The sequence below is a fragment of the Pseudomonas fulva NBRC 16637 = DSM 17717 genome, from assembly GCF_000730565.1.
Taxonomy (GTDB): Bacteria; Pseudomonadota; Gammaproteobacteria; order Pseudomonadales; family Pseudomonadaceae; genus Aquipseudomonas; species Aquipseudomonas fulva.
The window spans coordinates 84,162-101,729 of record NZ_BBIQ01000001.1 but is presented as its reverse complement, the minus strand read 5'-3'; the positions used below and the strand labels follow the sequence as shown (position 1 = coordinate 101,729).

Genomic DNA, 17,568 nt, shown 5'->3' with positions numbered 1-17,568 from the left:
AATTGAACCAGAACTGGCATGCGACCCTGATCCGCCACCTGCTGCTGTTGATCACCCTCTGCCTGATCGGTGGCCTGATCAGTGGCTACTATGGCTGGAGCCTGGCCATTGGCCTGGCCCTCTACCTGGGCTGGACGCTCAAGCAACTGCTGCGCCTGCATGCTTGGCTGCGCAATCACCAACCGGACGAAGCACCGCCTGACGGCTACGGCCTGTGGGGCGAGGTGTTCGACAGCATCTACCATCTGCAACGCCGCGATCAGCGTGTGCGTGGCAGGCTTCAAGCAGTGATCGACAGGGTTCAGGAGTCCACCGCGGCGCTACGTGACGCGGTGATCATGCTCGACAGCCACGGCAACCTGGAGTGGTGGAACCGCGCAGCCGAGACGCTCCTGGGCTTCAAGACACCCCAGGACGGCGGCCAGCAGGTCACCAACCTGGTGCGACATCCGCGCTTCAAGGAATACTTCGAAGCCGAGAACTATGTCGAGCCACTGGAGATTCCCTCACCCATCAACGATCGCATGCGGGTGCAACTGCACATCACACGCTACGGCAACAACGAGCACCTGATGCTGGTTCGGGACGTGACCCGCATCCACCAGCTCGAACAGATGCGCAAGGATTTCGTAGCCAACGTGTCCCACGAACTGCGAACGCCGCTGACCGTGATCGCCGGCTACCTGGAAACCCTGCTGGATAACGTCGAGGACGTGAACCCCCGCTGGCGTCGAGCGTTGCAGCAGATGAGCCAACAGGGCTCGCGCATGCAAACGCTGCTCAACGACCTGCTGCTGTTGGCCAAGCTGGAGGCCACCGACTACCCATCCGACAACCAGCCAGTGGCCGTGGACACCCTGCTCAATGCGATCAAGCAGGACGCGCAGGCGTTGTCCGGGCCCCGCAATCAGCGCATCACCCTGGAAGCCGAGCCAGGCATCTGGCTCAAAGGCAGCGAGTCGGAATTGCGCAGCGCTTTTTCCAACCTGGTATTCAATGCCGTCAAGTACACGCAGGACGAGGGCAGCATTCGCATTCGTTGGTGGGCCGATGCCCAGGGCGCCCATCTGTCGGTGCAGGACTCAGGGCCCGGCATCGATGCCAAGCACCTGCCACGGCTGACGGAGCGGTTCTATCGGGTGGATTCGAGCCGTGCGTCCCATACCGGTGGTACGGGCCTTGGGCTGGCCATCGTCAAGCATGTGCTGATGCGCCACCGCGGGCGCCTGGAGATCAGCAGCGTGCCAGGCCACGGCAGCACCTTCACCTGCCATTTTGCAGCGGCGCAACAGATCACGGGCACGGTTTGAGGCCGTTCGGGCCACTTTGCAGCACCGATCAATGGGCTGCCCTTTGCTTTTGCGGCCCTAGCCGCTACATTTGATCCCTTGCGCCGGCTGGAGCCGGCACTTTTCTCATCTTCAAGACGGATCCCGTAAAAACTCCATCATGGACCCTTCCCCTGGTATCAGCTTCACCTCCCTGTTCGCCGATTTCGGCATGATCATTTTTGCTTTGGTCCTGGTGCTGCTCAACGGCTTCTTCGTCGCCGCCGAGTTCGCCATGGTCAAGCTGCGCGCAACCCGCGTGGACGCCATCGCCGAGCAGCACGGCTGGCGCGGCAGCATTCTGCGCAAGGTTCACAACCAGCTCGATGCCTACCTCTCGGCATGCCAGCTCGGCATCACCCTGGCTTCGCTAGGGCTGGGCTGGGTGGGCGAGCCGGCCTTCGCGCACTTGCTCGAACCGCTGCTGGCCTACTTTGGCGTTGATACCCCCGAGCTGATCAAGGCCGTCTCGTTCTTCGTCGCCTTCTTCGTGATCTCCTACCTGCACATCGTGGTCGGTGAGCTGGCGCCCAAATCGTGGGCCATTCGCAAGCCGGAACTGTTGTCGCTGTGGACCGCAGTACCGCTGTACCTGTTCTACTGGCTGATGTACCCGGCCATCTACCTGCTCAATGCCAGCGCCAACACCATCCTGCGCATTGCCGGCCAAGGCGAACCCGGCCCGCACCACGAGCATCATTACAGCCGGGAAGAGCTCAAGCTGATCCTGCACTCCAGCCGTGGCCAGGACCCAAGCGATCAAGGCATGCGCGTGCTGGCATCCGCCGTGGAAATGGGTGAACTGGAGGTGGTGGACTGGGCCAACTCTCGCGAAGACATGGTCATCATTGATGCCCATGCCCCGCTCAAGCAGATACTGGCCCTGATCCGTCGTCACAAGTTCAGCCGCTACCCGGTGTACGACACCGAGCGTGAGGAGTTCACGGGCCTGCTGCACATCAAGGACCTGCTGCTCGAACTCGCCGAACTCGAGCACCTGCCAGAAACCATTGACCTGGAAGACCTGGCTCGTCCCCTGGAGCGCGTTTCCAGGCACATGCCGCTGTCCCAGTTGCTCGAGCAGTTCCGCAAGGGCGGTGCGCACTTCGTGCTGGTCGAGGAGGCCGATGGCAAGGTCATCGGTTACCTGACCATGGAGGATGTGCTGGAAGTGCTGGTGGGCGACATCCAGGACGAACACCGCAAGACCGAGCGCGGCATCCTGGCCTATCAGCCAGGAAAGCTGTTGGTGCGCGGCGATACCCCGCTGTTCAAGGTCGAGCGCTTGCTGGGCGTGGACCTGGACCATATCGAGGCAGAAACACTGGCCGGCCTGGTCTACGAAACGCTCAAGCGCGTACCGGAAGAAGAAGAAGTGCTCGAGGTCGAAGGGCTGCGCATCATCGTCAAGAAGATGAAAGGCCCCAAGATCGTGCTGGCCAAAGTGCTCAAGCTGGACTGAGCTTATAAAACCCCTGGCTCGGTCCAGCCCTGATCAGGGGTTGCCTGCGGTGTAGTCGGGCAGCCCACTGATCGGCCGGTCGAACCGATAGGGAATCGACTCGAGCGCCAGCCCCACGTTGCGCTGAACCACGAAGTGCAGATGGGGCCCGGTGCTGTTACCCGTGTTGCCCGACCTGGCCAGCACCTGCCCTTGGCGCACACGCTGCCCAGACGCGACCACGATCGACCCCCTCATCAAGTGCAGGTACACCCCCATGGTGCCGTCAGGGTGCAGGATGCGGACAAAGTTGCCCGAGGGATTGTCCCCTCGCCCGCTCTGCTCGCTACGCGTGCTCACCACCACCCCTTCGCGTGCCGCCACAATGGTCGTGCCTTCGGGCATGGCGATGTCCATTGCATAGCGCCCTTTGGGCCCGAAGTGGCTGAACCTGCCATTGGGCCCCTGGGTCACCCGAAACGGCCCACCCACCCATGGAAACGCATAACGATAACCTTGCGGGCGCTTGCCGGGGTCGCCCATGGCCTGCAGCAGCGTCGAACGGTAGTTGAGCAACTTGCCTGGCTGTCCCCGGACGATGCTGAGTACTTGCGTCGATCGCGGCGGCAACAGACGCCGCACGGTTCGCGGCGCATCGCCACCCTGCGCATTCACCAGATTATCCAGGCGCAGTTCCACCTGCACCGCGACTGGCAATTCGTTGCGGGCCGAGAAGCTCACACCGCCCTGAAACACGATCGCGTTGAGGCGCACGTCGTGTTCGTTGATTTCCACGGTGGACTCATCCACGACCGTGGGCTTGATGCCCGGGCCGGGTCGCTGCGCATAGGAAACCCTGCCCGTTTCGTCGGTGACGGGGTGCAGTGTCACCCCCAGGCTAGAGGCGCTGACCAGGGTTAACGTACACAGCAGCAGAAAGCGCAGATGCATGATGATGGCTTTTTGACAGTGGAGGACCTGTCCAAGCCTAGCAGCAGGCACCCTGTTCACCATGACAGTTGGTCGGATGCTGCTGGCCAGCTCGCTGTTGCGGCGGCCCGTCAGGCCCCTGGCGTGAAATGCTTCTGGGCAGTGCCGCGGGCGATCAGGCGGGACAGGTAATCCAGCTTCTGGGCGTCTTGATCGACGAACTTGAACGTCAATTGCAGCCAGTCGCTGTCCGGCTTGGGCTCGAAGGCCGCCACCGCGTGCAGATAACCGTTCAAACGCGCCACCTCTGCGTTTTCGCCCTGCTCCAGGTTCAGCACAGCGCCTTCGAGTACCTGCGGCAGTGTCTCACTGCGCCGCACGACCAGCAGGGCTTCCTTCAGGCTCAACGCCTTGATCACGCAGGCCTGCATGCCGCTCGCCAAACGCAGCTGGCCCTGGCCGCGACCGCTGGGTGCGGGTGTCGCTACGCTAGGTTTGCCAGGGGTGGCGGCCACCTTGGTTGGAACAGGTGCTGGCGCAGCCACCTTGACGGCTTCGGGCCGCCCAGCCGTCAGGGCGTTGAGCGAGTCATTGGCGAACGCGGCATTGGCCCGCGCAGGCCCTGGGCTCATGAGGCTGTCGAGCTTGCCGATCTTGGCCAAGGCCTTCTTTACCTTGGTCAGCAACTGCTCGTTGGTGAACGGCTTGCCGACGAAATCCGACACGCCGGCCTGAATCGCCTGGATGACATTTTCCTTGTCGCCACGGCTGGTCACCATGATGAACTGAAGGCCTTTCAGCTCAGGTTGCTGACGGCACCAGGTGAGTAGCTCCAAGCCCGACATTTCCGGCATTTCCCAGTCGCACAGCACCAGGTCGAACGCTTCCTTGCCCAACAGGGTCATGGCCTTGCGACCGTTGACGGCATCCTCCACGGTCATGCCAGGAAACGCGTTGCGCAGGCACTTACGGATCAGGTCACGGATAAATGGCGCGTCATCCACCACCAGCACATTCACTTTACTCATCGATACTCCTTCTGAACCCGACTAGCCTACTGCCATTTGCTGGCCACTTGCTACCACCTGTGTGTTACGCCGGGTCATCTACAGCCGGTCGATGGTCTCTGGCACCTCCAGGCGGACTAACGAAAACGCCCGGCACAAGCCGGGCGCCGATGCTCGGAGAGAACTTTATTTATCGTCCGCCTCGGCTGGAACATTAGGTATTTCACCATCGACACTGGCTCGACCCTGCACCTCCGCGGTCATGCGCTTGAGGCCCATGTGGCGTACATCGGTGCCGCGCACCAGGTAGATCACCAGTTCGGAGATGTTGCGTGCATGGTCGCCGATGCGCTCCAGCGAGCGCAGGACCCAGATGACACTCAGCACACGGGAGATCGAGCGGGGATCTTCCATCATGTAGGTCACCAGCTCGCGCAAGGCTGTCTTGTATTCACGGTCGATGGTCTTGTCGTATTGAGCCACCGACAAGGCCAGGTCGGCATCGAAGCGGGCGAAGGCGTCGAGTGCGTCGCGCACCATGTTGCGCACCTGATCGCCGATGTGCCGAACTTCTACATAGCCCCGCGGGGATTCACCCTCCTCGCAGAGCTGGATGGCCCGCCGGGCGATCTTGGTCGATTCGTCACCGATACGCTCAAGGTCGATCACCGATTTGGAGATGCTGATGATCAGGCGCAGGTCCGATGCCGCCGGCTGGCGACGCGCCAGAATGCGCAGGCATTCCTCGTCGATGTTGCGCTCCATCTGGTTAATCTGCTCGTCGACCTCGCGCACCTGCTGAGCCAGGCCGGAATCGGCCTCGATCAGCGCAGTGACCGCATCGTTGACCTGTTTCTCGACCAGCCCGCCCATGGCCAGCAGGTGACTGCGAACCTCTTCGAGCTCGGCGTTGAACTGCTGGGAAATATGATGCGTCAGGCTTTCTTTGTTGATCATGCTGTGGCTCCGCGAAGCTGCTGGCTGCGAGCTTCAAGTCGTTCGAGGCGTGCCCCTGCCTGCGCCGAGTGCCTCCACCCGGCGAGCAGCAGTGCGCGGTGCTTCTTCAGCCGTATCGGCCAGTGATGTAGTCTTCGGTCTGCTTCTTGGCGGGGTTGGTGAACAGGGTATCGGTGTCGCCGAATTCCACCAGTTTGCCCATGTACATGAAGGCGGTGTAATCCGATACCCGGGCCGCCTGCTGCATGTTGTGGGTCACGATGACGATGGTGAACTTGGTTTTCAACTCGTAGATGAGCTCTTCGACCTTGAGCGTGGAAATCGGGTCCAGCGCCGAGCAAGGCTCGTCCAGCAACAGGACCTCGGGCTCTACCGCGATGGTGCGTGCGATGACCAGGCGCTGCTGCTGCCCACCGGACAGACCCAGCGCCGACTCGTGCAGACGGTCCTTGACTTCGTCCCACAGCGCTGCGCCCTTGAGGGCCCACTCTACGGCCTCGTCCAGGACCCGCTTTTTGTTGATGCCTTGAATCCGCAGGCCATAGACCACGTTCTCGTAGATGGTCTTGGGGAAGGGGTTGGGTTTCTGGAACACCATGCCCACGCGGCGACGCAGCTCGGCTACGTCCTCGCCCTTGCGGTAGATGTCATGGCCGTACAGGTTGACGGCGCCTTGCACACGGCAGCCGTCTACCAGGTCGTTCATGCGGTTGAAGGTGCGCAGCAAGGTGGACTTGCCGCAGCCGGACGGGCCAATGAACGCCGTCACGCGCTGCTTGGGAATATTCATGCTGACATCGAACAGGGCCTGCTTGTCACCGTAGAACAGGCTCAGCCCAGGCACTTCGATGGCAACCGTTTCCTCGGCCAGGCGCAGGCCCTGTTTGCTGCGGCCCAGGGCGGACATGTCGATGCCGTGGTTAGGCGGTTGTTGCTGCATGGTCTCACTCCATTGGGAGCTGCCGGCGTATGGCCGCCAGTAGCACGTTGGGACGAAGCGGACGCCTCGCGCCGGCGACGCCGCTTGAACGTTCGACGCCTGGCTCAGCTGTCGAGCGCCTTGTATTTCTCACGAAGGTGGTTACGGATCCACACGGCCGACAGGTTCAGTGTCGCGATGACCATCACAAGCAGCAGTGCCGTGGCGTACACCAGTGGCCGCGCCGCTTCCACGTTCGGGCTCTGGAAGCCCACATCGTAGATATGAAAGCCCAGGTGCATGATCTTCTGATCCAGGTGCAGGTAGGGGTAATTGCCATCCACCGGCAGCGACGGCGCCAGCTTGACCACGCCCACCAGCATCAGCGGTGCGACTTCACCCGCGGCGCGAGCAACGGCCAGGATCATGCCGGTCATCATGGCCGGGCTGGCCATGGGCAGAACGATCTTCCACAGCGTTTCGGCCTTGGTGGCACCCAAGGCCAACGAACCCTCGCGCAGGGTGCGCGGAATGCGCGCCAGCCCTTCCTCGGTGGCCACGATCACCACCGGCACGGCCAACAATGCCAGTGTCAGTGACGCCCACAACAGGCCCGGCGTGCCCAGGGTGGGCGCCGGCAAGGCTTCGGCGAAGAACAGGCGATCGATCGAGCCGCCCAGCACGTACACGAAGAAGCCCAGGCCGAAAACGCCGTAGACGATGGCCGGTACACCGGCAAGGTTGTTGACGGCGATGCGGATCAGGCGTGTCACCGGCCCCTGCCGGGCATACTCGCGCAGATAGACCGCTGCCAGCACGCCAAAGGGCGTGACGATCACGGCCATGATCAGGGTCATCATCACCGTGCCGAAGATGGCCGGGAAGATACCGCCCTCCGTGTTGGCCTCACGCGGGTCGTCGCTGAGAAACTCCCACACCTTGGCGAAGTACACCCCCAGCTTGGCCAGGGTCGACATGCCGTTGGGCTGGATGGCATGGACCACCTTGCTGAGGTTGATCTCGACTTCACGGCCATTGCCATCGCGCGCCACCAGTGTGTCGCGGGCAAAATCCCGATGAAGCGTGGTCAGGCGATCTTCGATGGCTTTGTAGCGGCTGTTGAGCTCGGCGCGGTCAGCCTCGATGTCAGCCTGGGCCGCTGCGTCCAGCTTGCCTTCGAGCTCGAGTTTGCGCGCCTGCAGGCGCAACCGCTCCAGGCCATGGTTGATGGCACCGATGTCTTTCTTCTCCAGCGCTTGCAGCGTCTTGTTGAGCTCGCTGGCCCGGGCCAGGCGCGCTTGCAGCTCACCCCAGGCCGCAGCCCCTTGCGCCACCACTCGGCCTTGTTCCTTGACGCTCACCAGATAGCCATAGAAGTTGCCCCACTCGCGGCGTTCCAGGGCCATCAGCTGTTCGGGGCGCTGCTGATCGACAAGCCAGTCGCCCACGACCCAAGTGAAGTCGCTGCCATTGAGGTCCCGGTTTCCGACCTTGATCAATTCGCGTGTCATGAACTCCGGGCCCTGGTCGGGCACGGGCAAACCGGCGCCCTTGAGGCGCGCACGCGGCACTTCTTCCTGCTGTACCACTTCACCGATGACCGTCTGCTGAGCCTGGCCCGGCACGGCGTAGGTGGCCTGGATCAAATCGGCCGGCCAGAAATGCCCCAGGCCGCGTACGGCGATCACTGCCAGCAGGCCAACGGTCATGATCACCGCCATGGCCACCGCGCCGCCGCTCATCCATACACCGGGGGCACCGCTCTTGAACCAGCCTTTGAGGGAATCCTTTTTCACGGATCGCTACCTTTCTATCAAAGCGACGAGTATTTCTTGCGCAGACGCTGGCGAATCAGCTCGGCCAAGGTGTTCATGACGAAGGTGAACATCAGCAGCACCAACGCGGCGAGGAACAGCACCCGGTAGTGACTGCCCCCAACTTCGGATTCCGGCATTTCCACCGCTACGTTGGCAGCCAGCGTGCGCATGCCTTCGAACAGGTTCATCTCCATCACCGGTGTATTACCGGTGGCCATCAGCACGATCATGGTTTCACCGACAGCCCGGCCCATGCCGATCATCAGCGCCGAGAAGATGCCGGGGCTGGCGGTCAGGATCACTACCCGGGTGAGGGTCTGCCAAGGCGTTGCACCCAGTGCCAGGGAGCCCAGCGTCAGGCTGCGCGGCACGCTGAAGACGGCGTCCTCGGCAATCGAGTAGATGTTGGGAATGACGGCAAAACCCATCGCGATCCCGACCACCAGTGCATTGCGTTGGTCATAGGTGATACCCAGGTCATTGGTGATCCACAGGCGCATGTCGCCGCCAAAGAGCCAGCTTTCAAGGTACGGGCTCATGCCAAGGGCAAACCAGCCGGTGAGTAGAATGACCGGGATAAGAATGGCCGCCTCCCAGCCATCCGGTACCCGCAGGCGAATGGATTCAGGCAGCCGGCTCCAGGTGAACCCTGCCAGCAGGATGCCGACCGGCATGAGCAGGAACAGGCTGAAGACCCCTGGCAGGTGGCCTTCCAGGTACGGCGCCAAAAACAGCCCCGCGAAGAACCCCAGGATGACCGTGGGCATCGCCTCCATCAGTTCGATCACCGGCTTGACCTTGCGGCGCATGCCAGGGGCCATGAAGTAGGCTGTGTAGATCGCGGCGGCAATGGCCAGCGGCGCGGCAAGGATCATGGCGTAGAAGGCAGCCTTGAGCGTACCGAAGGTCAGCGGCGAAAGGCTCAGCTTGGGCTCGAAATCGGTATTGGACGCGGTCGACTGCCACACGTACTTGGGCGCGTCGTAATTCTCGTACCACACCTTGCCCCACAGCGCGCTGAAAGACACTTCCGGATGGGGGTTGTGCAGCTTCAATGGCAGCAACCTGCCGGGCTCTTCGATCATGATCCGGTTGGCGCGCGGTGACAGGGCAAGGATACCTGGGCCCTGGGCCACGGACTCGACCAAGAGGGTGCGGTGCGCCGTGCTGTGGAAAACACCCAGCTTGCCTTCTGCGTCCAGGGCGATGAAGCCCTTGCGGCGCTCTTCGGCGTCAATCTGCACGATGGGCGAGGTGCCCAGCTGGAAGGTACGAATCTGCTTGAAACGGGATTCCCCGTCCGGGTCACGGGCCATGAACCACTGGGCCAGCCCACCGTGCGAGTCACCGATGATCAGTGAAATGCCGCCTACCAGCTGCGCAGTGGCCGTCACTTCGGTATCAGCGCTCTGCGCCAGGGTGTAGCGCCCGTTGAGGCTCTTGTCGCGCAGGCTGAACACGTCGGCAGTGGCACGACCATTGATCACGTACAGCCACTGCTGGCGCGGATCGATGAAGATGTTCTTCACCGTTTCGGTCATTTGCGGCAGCTCGATGCGGGTCTGCTCGGTCGTGACTTCGGCGGTCATCATGTTTTCGCTGCGCGTCAACGCGATGACCTGCAGGTGCGCCCCCGTGGAGCCAGCCAGCAACAGCGTGTCGCCATTGACGCTGGCGCTGACGTGCTCCAGCACCCGCGCCTGTTCATCCAGCACGAAAGGCTGTTTGCCATAGGGGTAGTCGATGGTCGGCGTAATGGTTTTTTTGTTGTCGGGGTAGGTGATCTTGTAGGTATGGGTGAACACCAACGCCTGGCCATTGGACAACCCCAGCATCACCATTGAGCTGCCTGGCTGGTCGGTACCGATCGAAGAGACCTGTACGCCGGCAGGGATGGGCAGGTCGACGCGCTCGAGCGCTTCGCCGGTCTTGGTGTCGAAGAACAGCACCTGGCCCTGGTCCGAAACCCGCATGCCAACCAGGTTCTGCTCCTCGAGGGCGATCATCAGCGGCTTGCCCGCCTCCTCCTTGAGCCAGGCAGGTTGCAATGCCTGCCTGCTGGTCAGTTCCGCGCCCTGGAACAACGGAAGGACCACATACGCCAGGTAAAAGAAGATCAAGGTGATCGCGGCCAGCACAGCCAGCCCGCCCACCAGCACATACCAGCGCGTCAGGCGGTCCTTGAGCGCACGCAGGCGTCGCTTGCGCTGCAACTCCGGCGTGTTGAAATCGATGCGTGCAGGCTGGGAATCTTGGGTCATTGTGGAGTTGGCCAGATCATTCATGGGGCACACCCTAGCGGTCCCGTATGACAAAAACATGACAATGCAGTGACGCACGAAAGCCCGAAGCACAGTAAGGCTGGCCCCGGGCTGGGAGTGCTGAAGAGGCTAGCCCAACGGCTTGCCCCTGCAGGGTTCGATTACTGCTTGGCGACGTTGCCGGCGTGGGACAGGCCCAGGTCGGCCAGGGTCTTGTCGACGACTTTGGCAGGCAGCGGAATGTAGCCATCCTTGACGACCACCTGCTGGCCGGCCTGCGACAGTACCAGCTTCACGAACTCGGCCTCCAGCGGGGCCAGCGGCTTGTTCGGCGCCTTGTTGACGTAAACGTACAGGAAGCGCGAGAGCGGGTAGCTGCCGTTCAGGGCGTTGGTCTCGTTGTCCTCGACGAACTCGCCGCCCTCCTTCTTGGCCAGCGGCACGGTCCTGACGCTGGCCGTCTTGTAGCCGATACCCGAGTAGCCGATACCGTTGAGCGACGAGCTGATGGACTGCACCACCGAGGCGGAACCAGGTTGCTCGTTGACGTTGGGCTTGAAGTCACCTTTGCACAGGGCTTCTTCCTTGAAGTAACCATACGTGCCGGACACCGAGTTACGGCCGAACAGCTGGATCGGCTTGTTGGCAAGGTCGCCGGTTACTCCGGCATCGCCCCAGGTCTTGATCTCGGCCTTGCCACCACACAGGCGGGTCGAAGAGAAAATGGCATCGACCTGGGCCATGGTCAGACCCTTGATCGGGTTGTCCTTGTGCACGAACACCGCCAGGGCGTCGACCGCAACCGGAATGGCGGTCGGTTTGTAGCCATACTTCTGCTCAAACGCCTGCAATTCGACGTCCTTCATCTTGCGGCTCATGGGGCCGAGGTTGGCGGTGCCTTCGGTCAGCGCCGGTGGCGCAGTGGACGAACCCGCTGCCTGGATCTGGATGTTGACGTTCGGGTATTCCTTTTTGTAGGCCTCGGCCCACAGGGTCATCAGGTTCGCGAGGGTATCGGAGCCGACGCTGGAGAGGTTGCCCGAAACACCCGTGGTCTTGGTGTAGGTCGGGATAGCAGGATCGACAACGGCCACTGCGTTGGCGGTTGCAACGCCAGCGGCGGCAAAGGTAAGGGCCGCCATCAAACGCTTCAATTTCATGCCTTGCTCCTAGCTGGAATGGGGGTGCAGAGAGGGAACGGGGGCCAGTATCTGCAGCGCGCATGAACACGATATGACTTGATTGTGACAATTGGATGAAATGCCATCATCGTGTCGAAGCGCTGCTACAGGGAGCAAGTGTCAGTGGCCAAGGCGATTCAACGCTTGTTGGCGAGCAAGTACAGACCTACCGAAAAGCCGACCATGCACAGGACAGCCACATAGTAAGCGGGCGCCATGGGGCTGACCTTCAGAAGCCCGGTTACCGCCATCGGCGTCAGGCCGCCAAAAATGGCATAGGCGACGTTGTAGGAAAACGACAAGCCGCTGAAGCGCACCGCAGCCGGAAATGCCTTGACCATCACGTAGGGCACTGCGCCAATCACGCCCACGCACAGGCCGGTCACCGCATACAACGGGAACAACAGCTCGGGCCGTGTGGGCAAGCTGTGGTAAAACGCCCAGGAACTGACCAACAGCATCAGGCTGCCGACCACGAACACACGGCCCGCGCCGAAGCGATCGGCCAGGCTACCGGCGCCAATGCAACCCAGGCTCAGCAGCACGATGGCCAGGCTGTTGGCCTTGAGCGAGTCGGTAGGGCTGATGTGGTAGATGCTCTGCAACAAGGCTGGCGTCATGAGGATCACCACCACGATGCCTGCCGACAGCATCCAGGTCAGCAACATGGACAGCACGATGGGCCCGCGATGATCGCGCAGCACCGCCCGCAGCGGCAGCTCTTCGGCCAAGGCTTTGCGTTGCTGCATTTCTGCGAACACCGGGGTTTCATGCAGCCAACGGCGCAGGTAGACCGAAAACAGACCGAACACACCGCCCAGCAGAAACGGAATTCGCCAGGCATAGCTGGCCACTTCTTCAGCGCTGTAGACGCTGTTGATCAAGGTCGCGACCAGCGAGCCCAGCAAGATACCGGCCGTCAAACCGGCAGTGAGCGTGCCGCAGGCATAGCCGGTATTGCGCGCCGGCACGTGCTCCGAGACGAATACCCAGGCGCCCGGCACTTCCCCGCCGATGGCCGCCCCCTGGATCACCCGCATCAACAGCAACAGGATCGGCGCCCACAGGCCAATCTGCGCGTAGGTCGGCAACAGGCCCATGATCAGGGTGGGCAGGGCCATCATGAAGATGCTCAGGGTGAACATCTTCTTGCGGCCCAGCAGGTCGCCGAAATGCGCCATGATGATGCCGCCCAGGGGCCGCGCCAGATAGCCTGCGGCAAAAATGCCGAACGTCTGCATCAACCGCAGCCACTCTGGCATGTCGGCTGGGAAGAACAGCTTGCCGACCACGGTGGCGAAGAACACGAAGATGATGAAGTCGTAGAACTCCAGCGCCCCGCCCAGCGCAGACAGCGAAAGGGTCTTGTAGTCACTGCGGGTCAGCGGCCGCGGGGCCTGCTCGATACTGCTCGGCGCGGAAGTCATCACGGTTATTCTCTTTATAGGGCAAGGCCACACGGGATGCGGCTTGTTCAAGGCGAAGGCGAAGATAGCAAATTGCCGAACGCGGCTGAAAGCGACACGCAATCCATACCGACCTGCAAGAACGCATGGTCGTCGCTTGCGTAGATGCTCTATATACTGGCGTTTCGTACGAAATGTGTCCTGCTAGCGTGGGATATTGTGCGAAAACTCCGGTCACTATACTCAGACGGTTTCGAAGCATTTCCCACGGCCGTCTCGTCATACGAATCGGCGTAGTATGTTGTCAGCTGAATCGTTTACCGGCCTAAGCGCCGCATCCAGGAAAAGCGTCACGGGTCAGAGGCCCCACCGCATGATTGAGCTCGAACAAGAAGATCCAATTCCGCAGGGTGACCTTGCTTTGCAGATCACCGCACTGCCACGCGAAACAAACGGCTTTGGCGATATCTTCGGCGGCTGGCTGGTCGCCCAGATGGACCTGGCAGGTACCGCCATGGCCAGCCGTGTTGCCGGTGGCCGCGTCGCTACCGTGGCGATAGATCGCATGGCGTTTCTGGTACCGGTGGCCGTGGGCGCACAGTTGTCCTTCTATACCCAGACGCTGGAGATCGGGCGCAGCTCCATCCAGATGATGGTCGAGGTATGGAGCGACGATCCACTGTCCAGCGAATGGCGCAAGGTGACCGAAGCCGTCTTCGTCTTCGTCGCAATCGATGGCAGCGGCCGCACCCGTTCCGTCCCTCGTCGCTGAGGCCTGCCAGCGGTAAACTCATTGCCTGCGCCCGGGTCCAAGGCCCACTGGCAACCAATGAGATGACGCAATGGCCACCTTCCAGGTAACGACCGAGCAACATGGCGAGCTTCACTGCTGGCGTATCCGCAGCAGCTTCGCCGAACTACTGATCGCCCGCCAGGGTGCACAGGTCCTCAGCTACCAGCGCACAGGCGAGCCACCGTTGCTGTGGTTGAGCGACAAGGCCATTTTCCGCCAGGGGAAGTCGGTTCGGGCAGGGGCGCCTGTGTGCTGGCCATGGTTTGGCGACCTGCAGCGCAACCCTGAAACCGTCCAGTCCATGTACCACGCGGAACAAGCGCCAGCCCACGGCCTTGTCCGCACGCGTGACTGGCAATTGCTGAGCCTGGAGGAAGTGGGCGAAACCCTGCGGATCGAGTTCGAAATGGCCGAAGCGCAAGGTGGATTGCCCGGGTGGCCGCACACCGTGGCGCTGAAGCTGGTGGTCGTGCTGGACGAGGCGTTGACGCTGCAACTGACCAGCCGCAACCTTGGCGATAGCCCGGTCACTATCAGCCAGGCCCTGCACAATTATTTTGCCGTCAGTGATGTGCGCCAGGCCAAGGTCGACGGTGTCGAGGGGTTGGCTTACATCGAAACCCTGGCCGACTGGCAACAGCGCCTGCAGCAGGGTGCGCTGGCGTTTACCGGCGAGACGGACCGGATCTATCTGGATACGCCGCCAACGCTGAGCATCCTCGACCCGGCCTGGGGCAGGCGGATCATCCTGACCAGCAGTGGATCCCGCTCGGCGGTGATCTGGAACCCCTGGACCGCACGGGCCAAGGAATTGCCGGACATGGCCGATGACGGCTGGCAACGCATGCTGTGCATCGAGACGGCGAACGTCTGGGACGACGTGGTGCAGTTGCAGCCCGGGGCCAGCAGTTCGCTGGGGGTCAGGATCGATTGTGAAGTGACCCCGCGCGACTAGCCACTCGGACACGCCTCAAAGATCGGCGTCCACCACTACCCTCACCTTCGCGGCGTCCAAGGCATAGGCCGCGTCGGCCAGGTCGTTGCTGACCTTTTCCACCTTCAGCGTGCCGCTGACCCACAGCGGCGTGTAGATGTCATCGATCTTCAGCCCTTTTGGATAGCGCACCAACACCAGCTGGTTGGGTGGCGGTGGCGGGACGTGGATGCATGCACCTGGGTATGGCACCAGGAAGAACAAGGTGCTGTGGCCCTTGGCATCGCTTTCAAGCGGCACGGGGTAGCCACCCAGGCGAATGCTCTTACCGTTCAGGGCGGGCACGGTTTTCGTCGAGTACATGACCGCAGGCAGCCCCTTGCCCTGCTTCAAGCCACCTTTGGCGGTGAAGGTGCCCATGGCTTCGGGAGAGTTATGGTCGATTTCGGGCATCTGCTCGAGCGCCTTCTGGTCCGACTTGGGCATCAGTTCCAGCCAGTCGGTCTCGGGCAATTCGGCATGGGCCAGGGAGCTGGCCGACAACAGGAGGGCAATGAAGAAGGCACGCATGGAATGCTCGGCAACTCGGGATGAATTGCCGGCATTCTAACCAGTATTCAGCGTTTCTTGATGAATCCGTAGATCACCAGAAGAAGGATGGCGCCTACCAGTGCGCCAAAGAAGCCGGCTGCCTGACCTGCCTGGTAGATACCAAGCGCCTGACCGCCATAGGTGGCCAACAGCGAGCCCGCGATACCGAGCAGGATGGTCATGATCCAGCCCATGCTGTCGTCGCCCGGTTTGATGAAACGAGCCAGCAGGCCGACGATGAGGCCGATGAAGATGGTTCCGATGATACCCATGGCAATCCCCTTGCAGTAAAGATGGAACAAGCCAAAGCCTAGGCAGCGCTTTGGCTTGTTGCCACTTCAGAGGGCCAGCCGGATGCAGAAGTTCGAATTGGCGCTCGATCAGTTGCCGATCAGCGCCTGGACTTGCGCAATCTTGTGCTCGAGTGTGGCCATGTCCTGGCACCGCAATGTGGCATGGCCAACCTTGCGTCCGGCCTTGAACGCCTTGCCATAGTGGTGCAGGTGGCAGTCGTCGATGGCCACGACCTGCTCCACTGGGGGGACTTCACCGATGAAGTTGAGCATGGCGCTCTCTCCGACCTTGGCAGTCGAACCCAATGGCAAACCGGCGATGGCACGCACGTGGTTTTCGAACTGGCTGCACTCGGCGCCTTCGATGGTCCAGTGCCCGGAGTTGTGCACGCGCGGTGCAATTTCATTGGCCTTGAGCCCACCGTCGACCTCGAAGAATTCGAACGCCATGACCCCGACATAATCGAGTTGTTGCAACACGCGACCGACGTAGTCTTCAGCCAGCGCTTGCAACGGATGCGCCTGACTGGCGACCGACAGGTGCAGGATGCCGCTGTCGTGCGTGTTGTGCACCAGCGGATAGAACCGCGTTTCACCATCGCGGGCCCGGACCGCGACCAGCGATACTTCACCGGTAAAGGGTACGAAGCCTTCGAGCAGGCACGGCACGCTGCCCAGTTCGGCAAAGGTGCCGACCACGTCTTGCGCGGTGCGCAGGACTTTCTGGCCCTTGCCGTCATAGCCCAGGGTGCGGGTCTTGAGCACCGCTGGCAGGCCGATGCTCGCCACTGCGGCGTCCAGGTCTGCCTGGGACAGGATGTCGGCGAACGCGGGGGTGGGGATCCCCAGGTCACGGAACATGCTTTTCTCGAACAAGCGGTCACGGGCGATGCGCAGGGCCTCGGCACTTGGGTACACCGGCACGAACTGCGAAAGAAACGCCACGGTCTCGGCCGGAACGCTCTCGAACTCGAAGGTAACCAGGTCAACCTGATCGGCCAGCTGACGCAGGTGTTCCTGGTCGCCATAGCCCGCGAGCAGGTGCTCGCCCAGAGAGGCGGCACAGGCATCGGGCGCCGGGTCGAGGAAGGCGAAGTTCATGCCCAGCGGAGTACCCGCCAGTGCTAGCATGCGGCCCAACTGGCCGCCACCGATTACACCGATTTTCATGGGTTGAACCTCAAGCCTGACGCGGATCTGGATTGTCCAGCACGGTGTCGGTCTGTTCCGTGCGGAACTGCTTCAACGCCGCGTGGTACTGAGGGTGCTTGGCGCCAAGGATGCTGGCCGACAACAGCGCGGCATTGATTGCGCCCGCGCGGCCGATAGCCAGGGTGGCAACCGGCACGCCGGCAGGCATCTGCACGATCGACAGCAACGAATCAACGCCCGAAAGCATCGACGACTGCACTGGCACGCCCAGCACCGGCAGGTGGGTCTTGGCCGCGCACATGCCAGGCAAGTGGGCTGCACCACCGGCACCGGCGATGATCACCTCGATGCCCCGGCCATCAGCCTCTTCGGCGTACTGGAACAGCAGATCCGGCGTACGGTGGGCGGAAACCACCTTCACCTCGTAAGGAATGCCGAGTTTTTCCAGCATATCGGCGGTGTGGCTAAGGGTGGACCAATCGGACTTGGAGCCCATGATCACGCCAACCAGTGCACTCATCGTCGAGCCTCTCCTGCAAGCGCCTTCTGGCGCGCTAA

The 17,568-nt window shown here is 61.9% G+C and carries 16 protein-coding genes; 4 read left to right on the top strand and 12 right to left on the bottom strand.

The window, feature by feature from the left end; genetic code table 11:
* Nucleotides 1-2: 2 nt before the first annotated feature.
* Complete coding sequence (gene phoR / locus PFU01S_RS00445; RefSeq protein WP_027913351.1) at nucleotides 3-1,310, top strand: phosphate regulon sensor histidine kinase PhoR; 1,308 nt, start codon at nucleotides 3-5, stop codon at nucleotides 1,308-1,310.
* Nucleotides 1,311-1,449: 139 nt separating this feature from the next.
* The gene (locus tag PFU01S_RS00440; protein ID WP_027913350.1) at nucleotides 1,450-2,790 is read left to right on the top strand and encodes a hemolysin family protein; all 1,341 of its coding nucleotides are present in this window, start codon (nucleotides 1,450-1,452) and stop codon (nucleotides 2,788-2,790) included.
* A gap of 33 nt (nucleotides 2,791-2,823) precedes the next feature.
* Here PFU01S_RS00440 and PFU01S_RS00435 read toward each other — a convergent pair whose 3' ends face one another.
* The 8 genes from PFU01S_RS00435 to PFU01S_RS00400 all read right to left on the bottom strand — a co-directional run bounded on the left by PFU01S_RS00435 (nucleotide 2,824) and on the right by PFU01S_RS00400 (nucleotide 13,268).
* Nucleotides 2,824-3,720, bottom strand: coding sequence for a M23 family metallopeptidase (locus PFU01S_RS00435; RefSeq protein ID WP_027913349.1), 897 nt, complete (start codon nucleotides 3,718-3,720; stop codon nucleotides 2,824-2,826).
* A 110-nt stretch (nucleotides 3,721-3,830) separates the two neighbouring features.
* Nucleotides 3,831-4,727: a response regulator gene (locus tag PFU01S_RS00430; RefSeq protein ID WP_027913348.1), complete on the bottom strand. Its 897-nt coding sequence runs from the start codon at nucleotides 4,725-4,727 to the stop codon at nucleotides 3,831-3,833.
* A gap of 165 nt (nucleotides 4,728-4,892) precedes the next feature.
* Nucleotides 4,893-5,663 (bottom strand): phosphate signaling complex protein PhoU, encoded by a 771-nt coding sequence (gene phoU / locus PFU01S_RS00425; protein ID WP_027913347.1) that lies wholly within the window; start codon nucleotides 5,661-5,663, stop codon nucleotides 4,893-4,895.
* Between the two features lie 106 nt (nucleotides 5,664-5,769).
* The gene (pstB, locus tag PFU01S_RS00420) at nucleotides 5,770-6,603 is read right to left on the bottom strand and encodes a phosphate ABC transporter ATP-binding protein PstB (RefSeq protein WP_028686784.1); all 834 of its coding nucleotides are present in this window, start codon (nucleotides 6,601-6,603) and stop codon (nucleotides 5,770-5,772) included.
* A gap of 104 nt (nucleotides 6,604-6,707) precedes the next feature.
* Nucleotides 6,708-8,324: a phosphate ABC transporter permease PstA gene (pstA, locus tag PFU01S_RS00415; protein WP_173645903.1), complete on the bottom strand. Its 1,617-nt coding sequence runs from the start codon at nucleotides 8,322-8,324 to the stop codon at nucleotides 6,708-6,710.
* Nucleotides 8,325-8,395: 71 nt separating this feature from the next.
* Nucleotides 8,396-10,684, bottom strand: coding sequence for an ABC transporter permease subunit (locus tag PFU01S_RS00410; RefSeq protein ID WP_027913344.1), 2,289 nt, complete (start codon nucleotides 10,682-10,684; stop codon nucleotides 8,396-8,398).
* 137 nt (nucleotides 10,685-10,821) lie between these two features.
* Complete coding sequence (locus PFU01S_RS00405) at nucleotides 10,822-11,820, bottom strand: phosphate ABC transporter substrate-binding protein PstS (protein ID WP_028686786.1); 999 nt, start codon at nucleotides 11,818-11,820, stop codon at nucleotides 10,822-10,824.
* Between the two features lie 158 nt (nucleotides 11,821-11,978).
* Nucleotides 11,979-13,268 carry an MFS transporter gene (locus tag PFU01S_RS00400; RefSeq protein WP_023532734.1) on the bottom strand — a complete coding sequence of 430 codons (1,290 nt, stop codon included), beginning with the start codon at nucleotides 13,266-13,268 and terminating at the stop codon, nucleotides 11,979-11,981.
* A gap of 352 nt (nucleotides 13,269-13,620) precedes the next feature.
* Between PFU01S_RS00400 and PFU01S_RS00395 the strand changes: the two genes are divergently transcribed.
* Together PFU01S_RS00395 and PFU01S_RS00390 are read left to right on the top strand one after the other, a co-directional pair.
* The gene (locus tag PFU01S_RS00395) at nucleotides 13,621-14,019 is read left to right on the top strand and encodes an acyl-CoA thioesterase (RefSeq protein ID WP_003253317.1); all 399 of its coding nucleotides are present in this window, start codon (nucleotides 13,621-13,623) and stop codon (nucleotides 14,017-14,019) included.
* Between the two features lie 70 nt (nucleotides 14,020-14,089).
* A complete protein-coding gene (locus tag PFU01S_RS00390; protein WP_028686787.1) occupies nucleotides 14,090-14,995 on the top strand; it encodes a D-hexose-6-phosphate mutarotase in 906 nt (301 codons plus the stop codon).
* Nucleotides 14,996-15,010: 15 nt separating this feature from the next.
* On the opposite strand, the gene PFU01S_RS00385 is transcribed toward PFU01S_RS00390, so the two are convergent.
* The 4 genes from PFU01S_RS00385 to purE all read right to left on the bottom strand — a co-directional run bounded on the left by PFU01S_RS00385 (nucleotide 15,011) and on the right by purE (nucleotide 17,530).
* Nucleotides 15,011-15,544, bottom strand: a complete 534-nt coding sequence (locus PFU01S_RS00385; RefSeq protein WP_027913341.1) for a DUF3299 domain-containing protein — start codon at nucleotides 15,542-15,544, stop codon at nucleotides 15,011-15,013.
* 47 nt (nucleotides 15,545-15,591) lie between these two features.
* Nucleotides 15,592-15,837 carry a GlsB/YeaQ/YmgE family stress response membrane protein gene (locus PFU01S_RS00380; RefSeq protein WP_023532347.1) on the bottom strand — a complete coding sequence of 82 codons (246 nt, stop codon included), beginning with the start codon at nucleotides 15,835-15,837 and terminating at the stop codon, nucleotides 15,592-15,594.
* Between the two features lie 108 nt (nucleotides 15,838-15,945).
* Entirely contained in the window at nucleotides 15,946-17,028 is a 1,083-nt protein-coding gene (locus PFU01S_RS00375; protein WP_028686788.1) for a 5-(carboxyamino)imidazole ribonucleotide synthase, read from the bottom strand.
* Between the two features lie 10 nt (nucleotides 17,029-17,038).
* A complete protein-coding gene (gene purE / locus PFU01S_RS00370; protein WP_023532690.1) occupies nucleotides 17,039-17,530 on the bottom strand; it encodes a 5-(carboxyamino)imidazole ribonucleotide mutase in 492 nt (163 codons plus the stop codon).
* Between the last annotated feature and the right edge of the window lie 38 nt (nucleotides 17,531-17,568).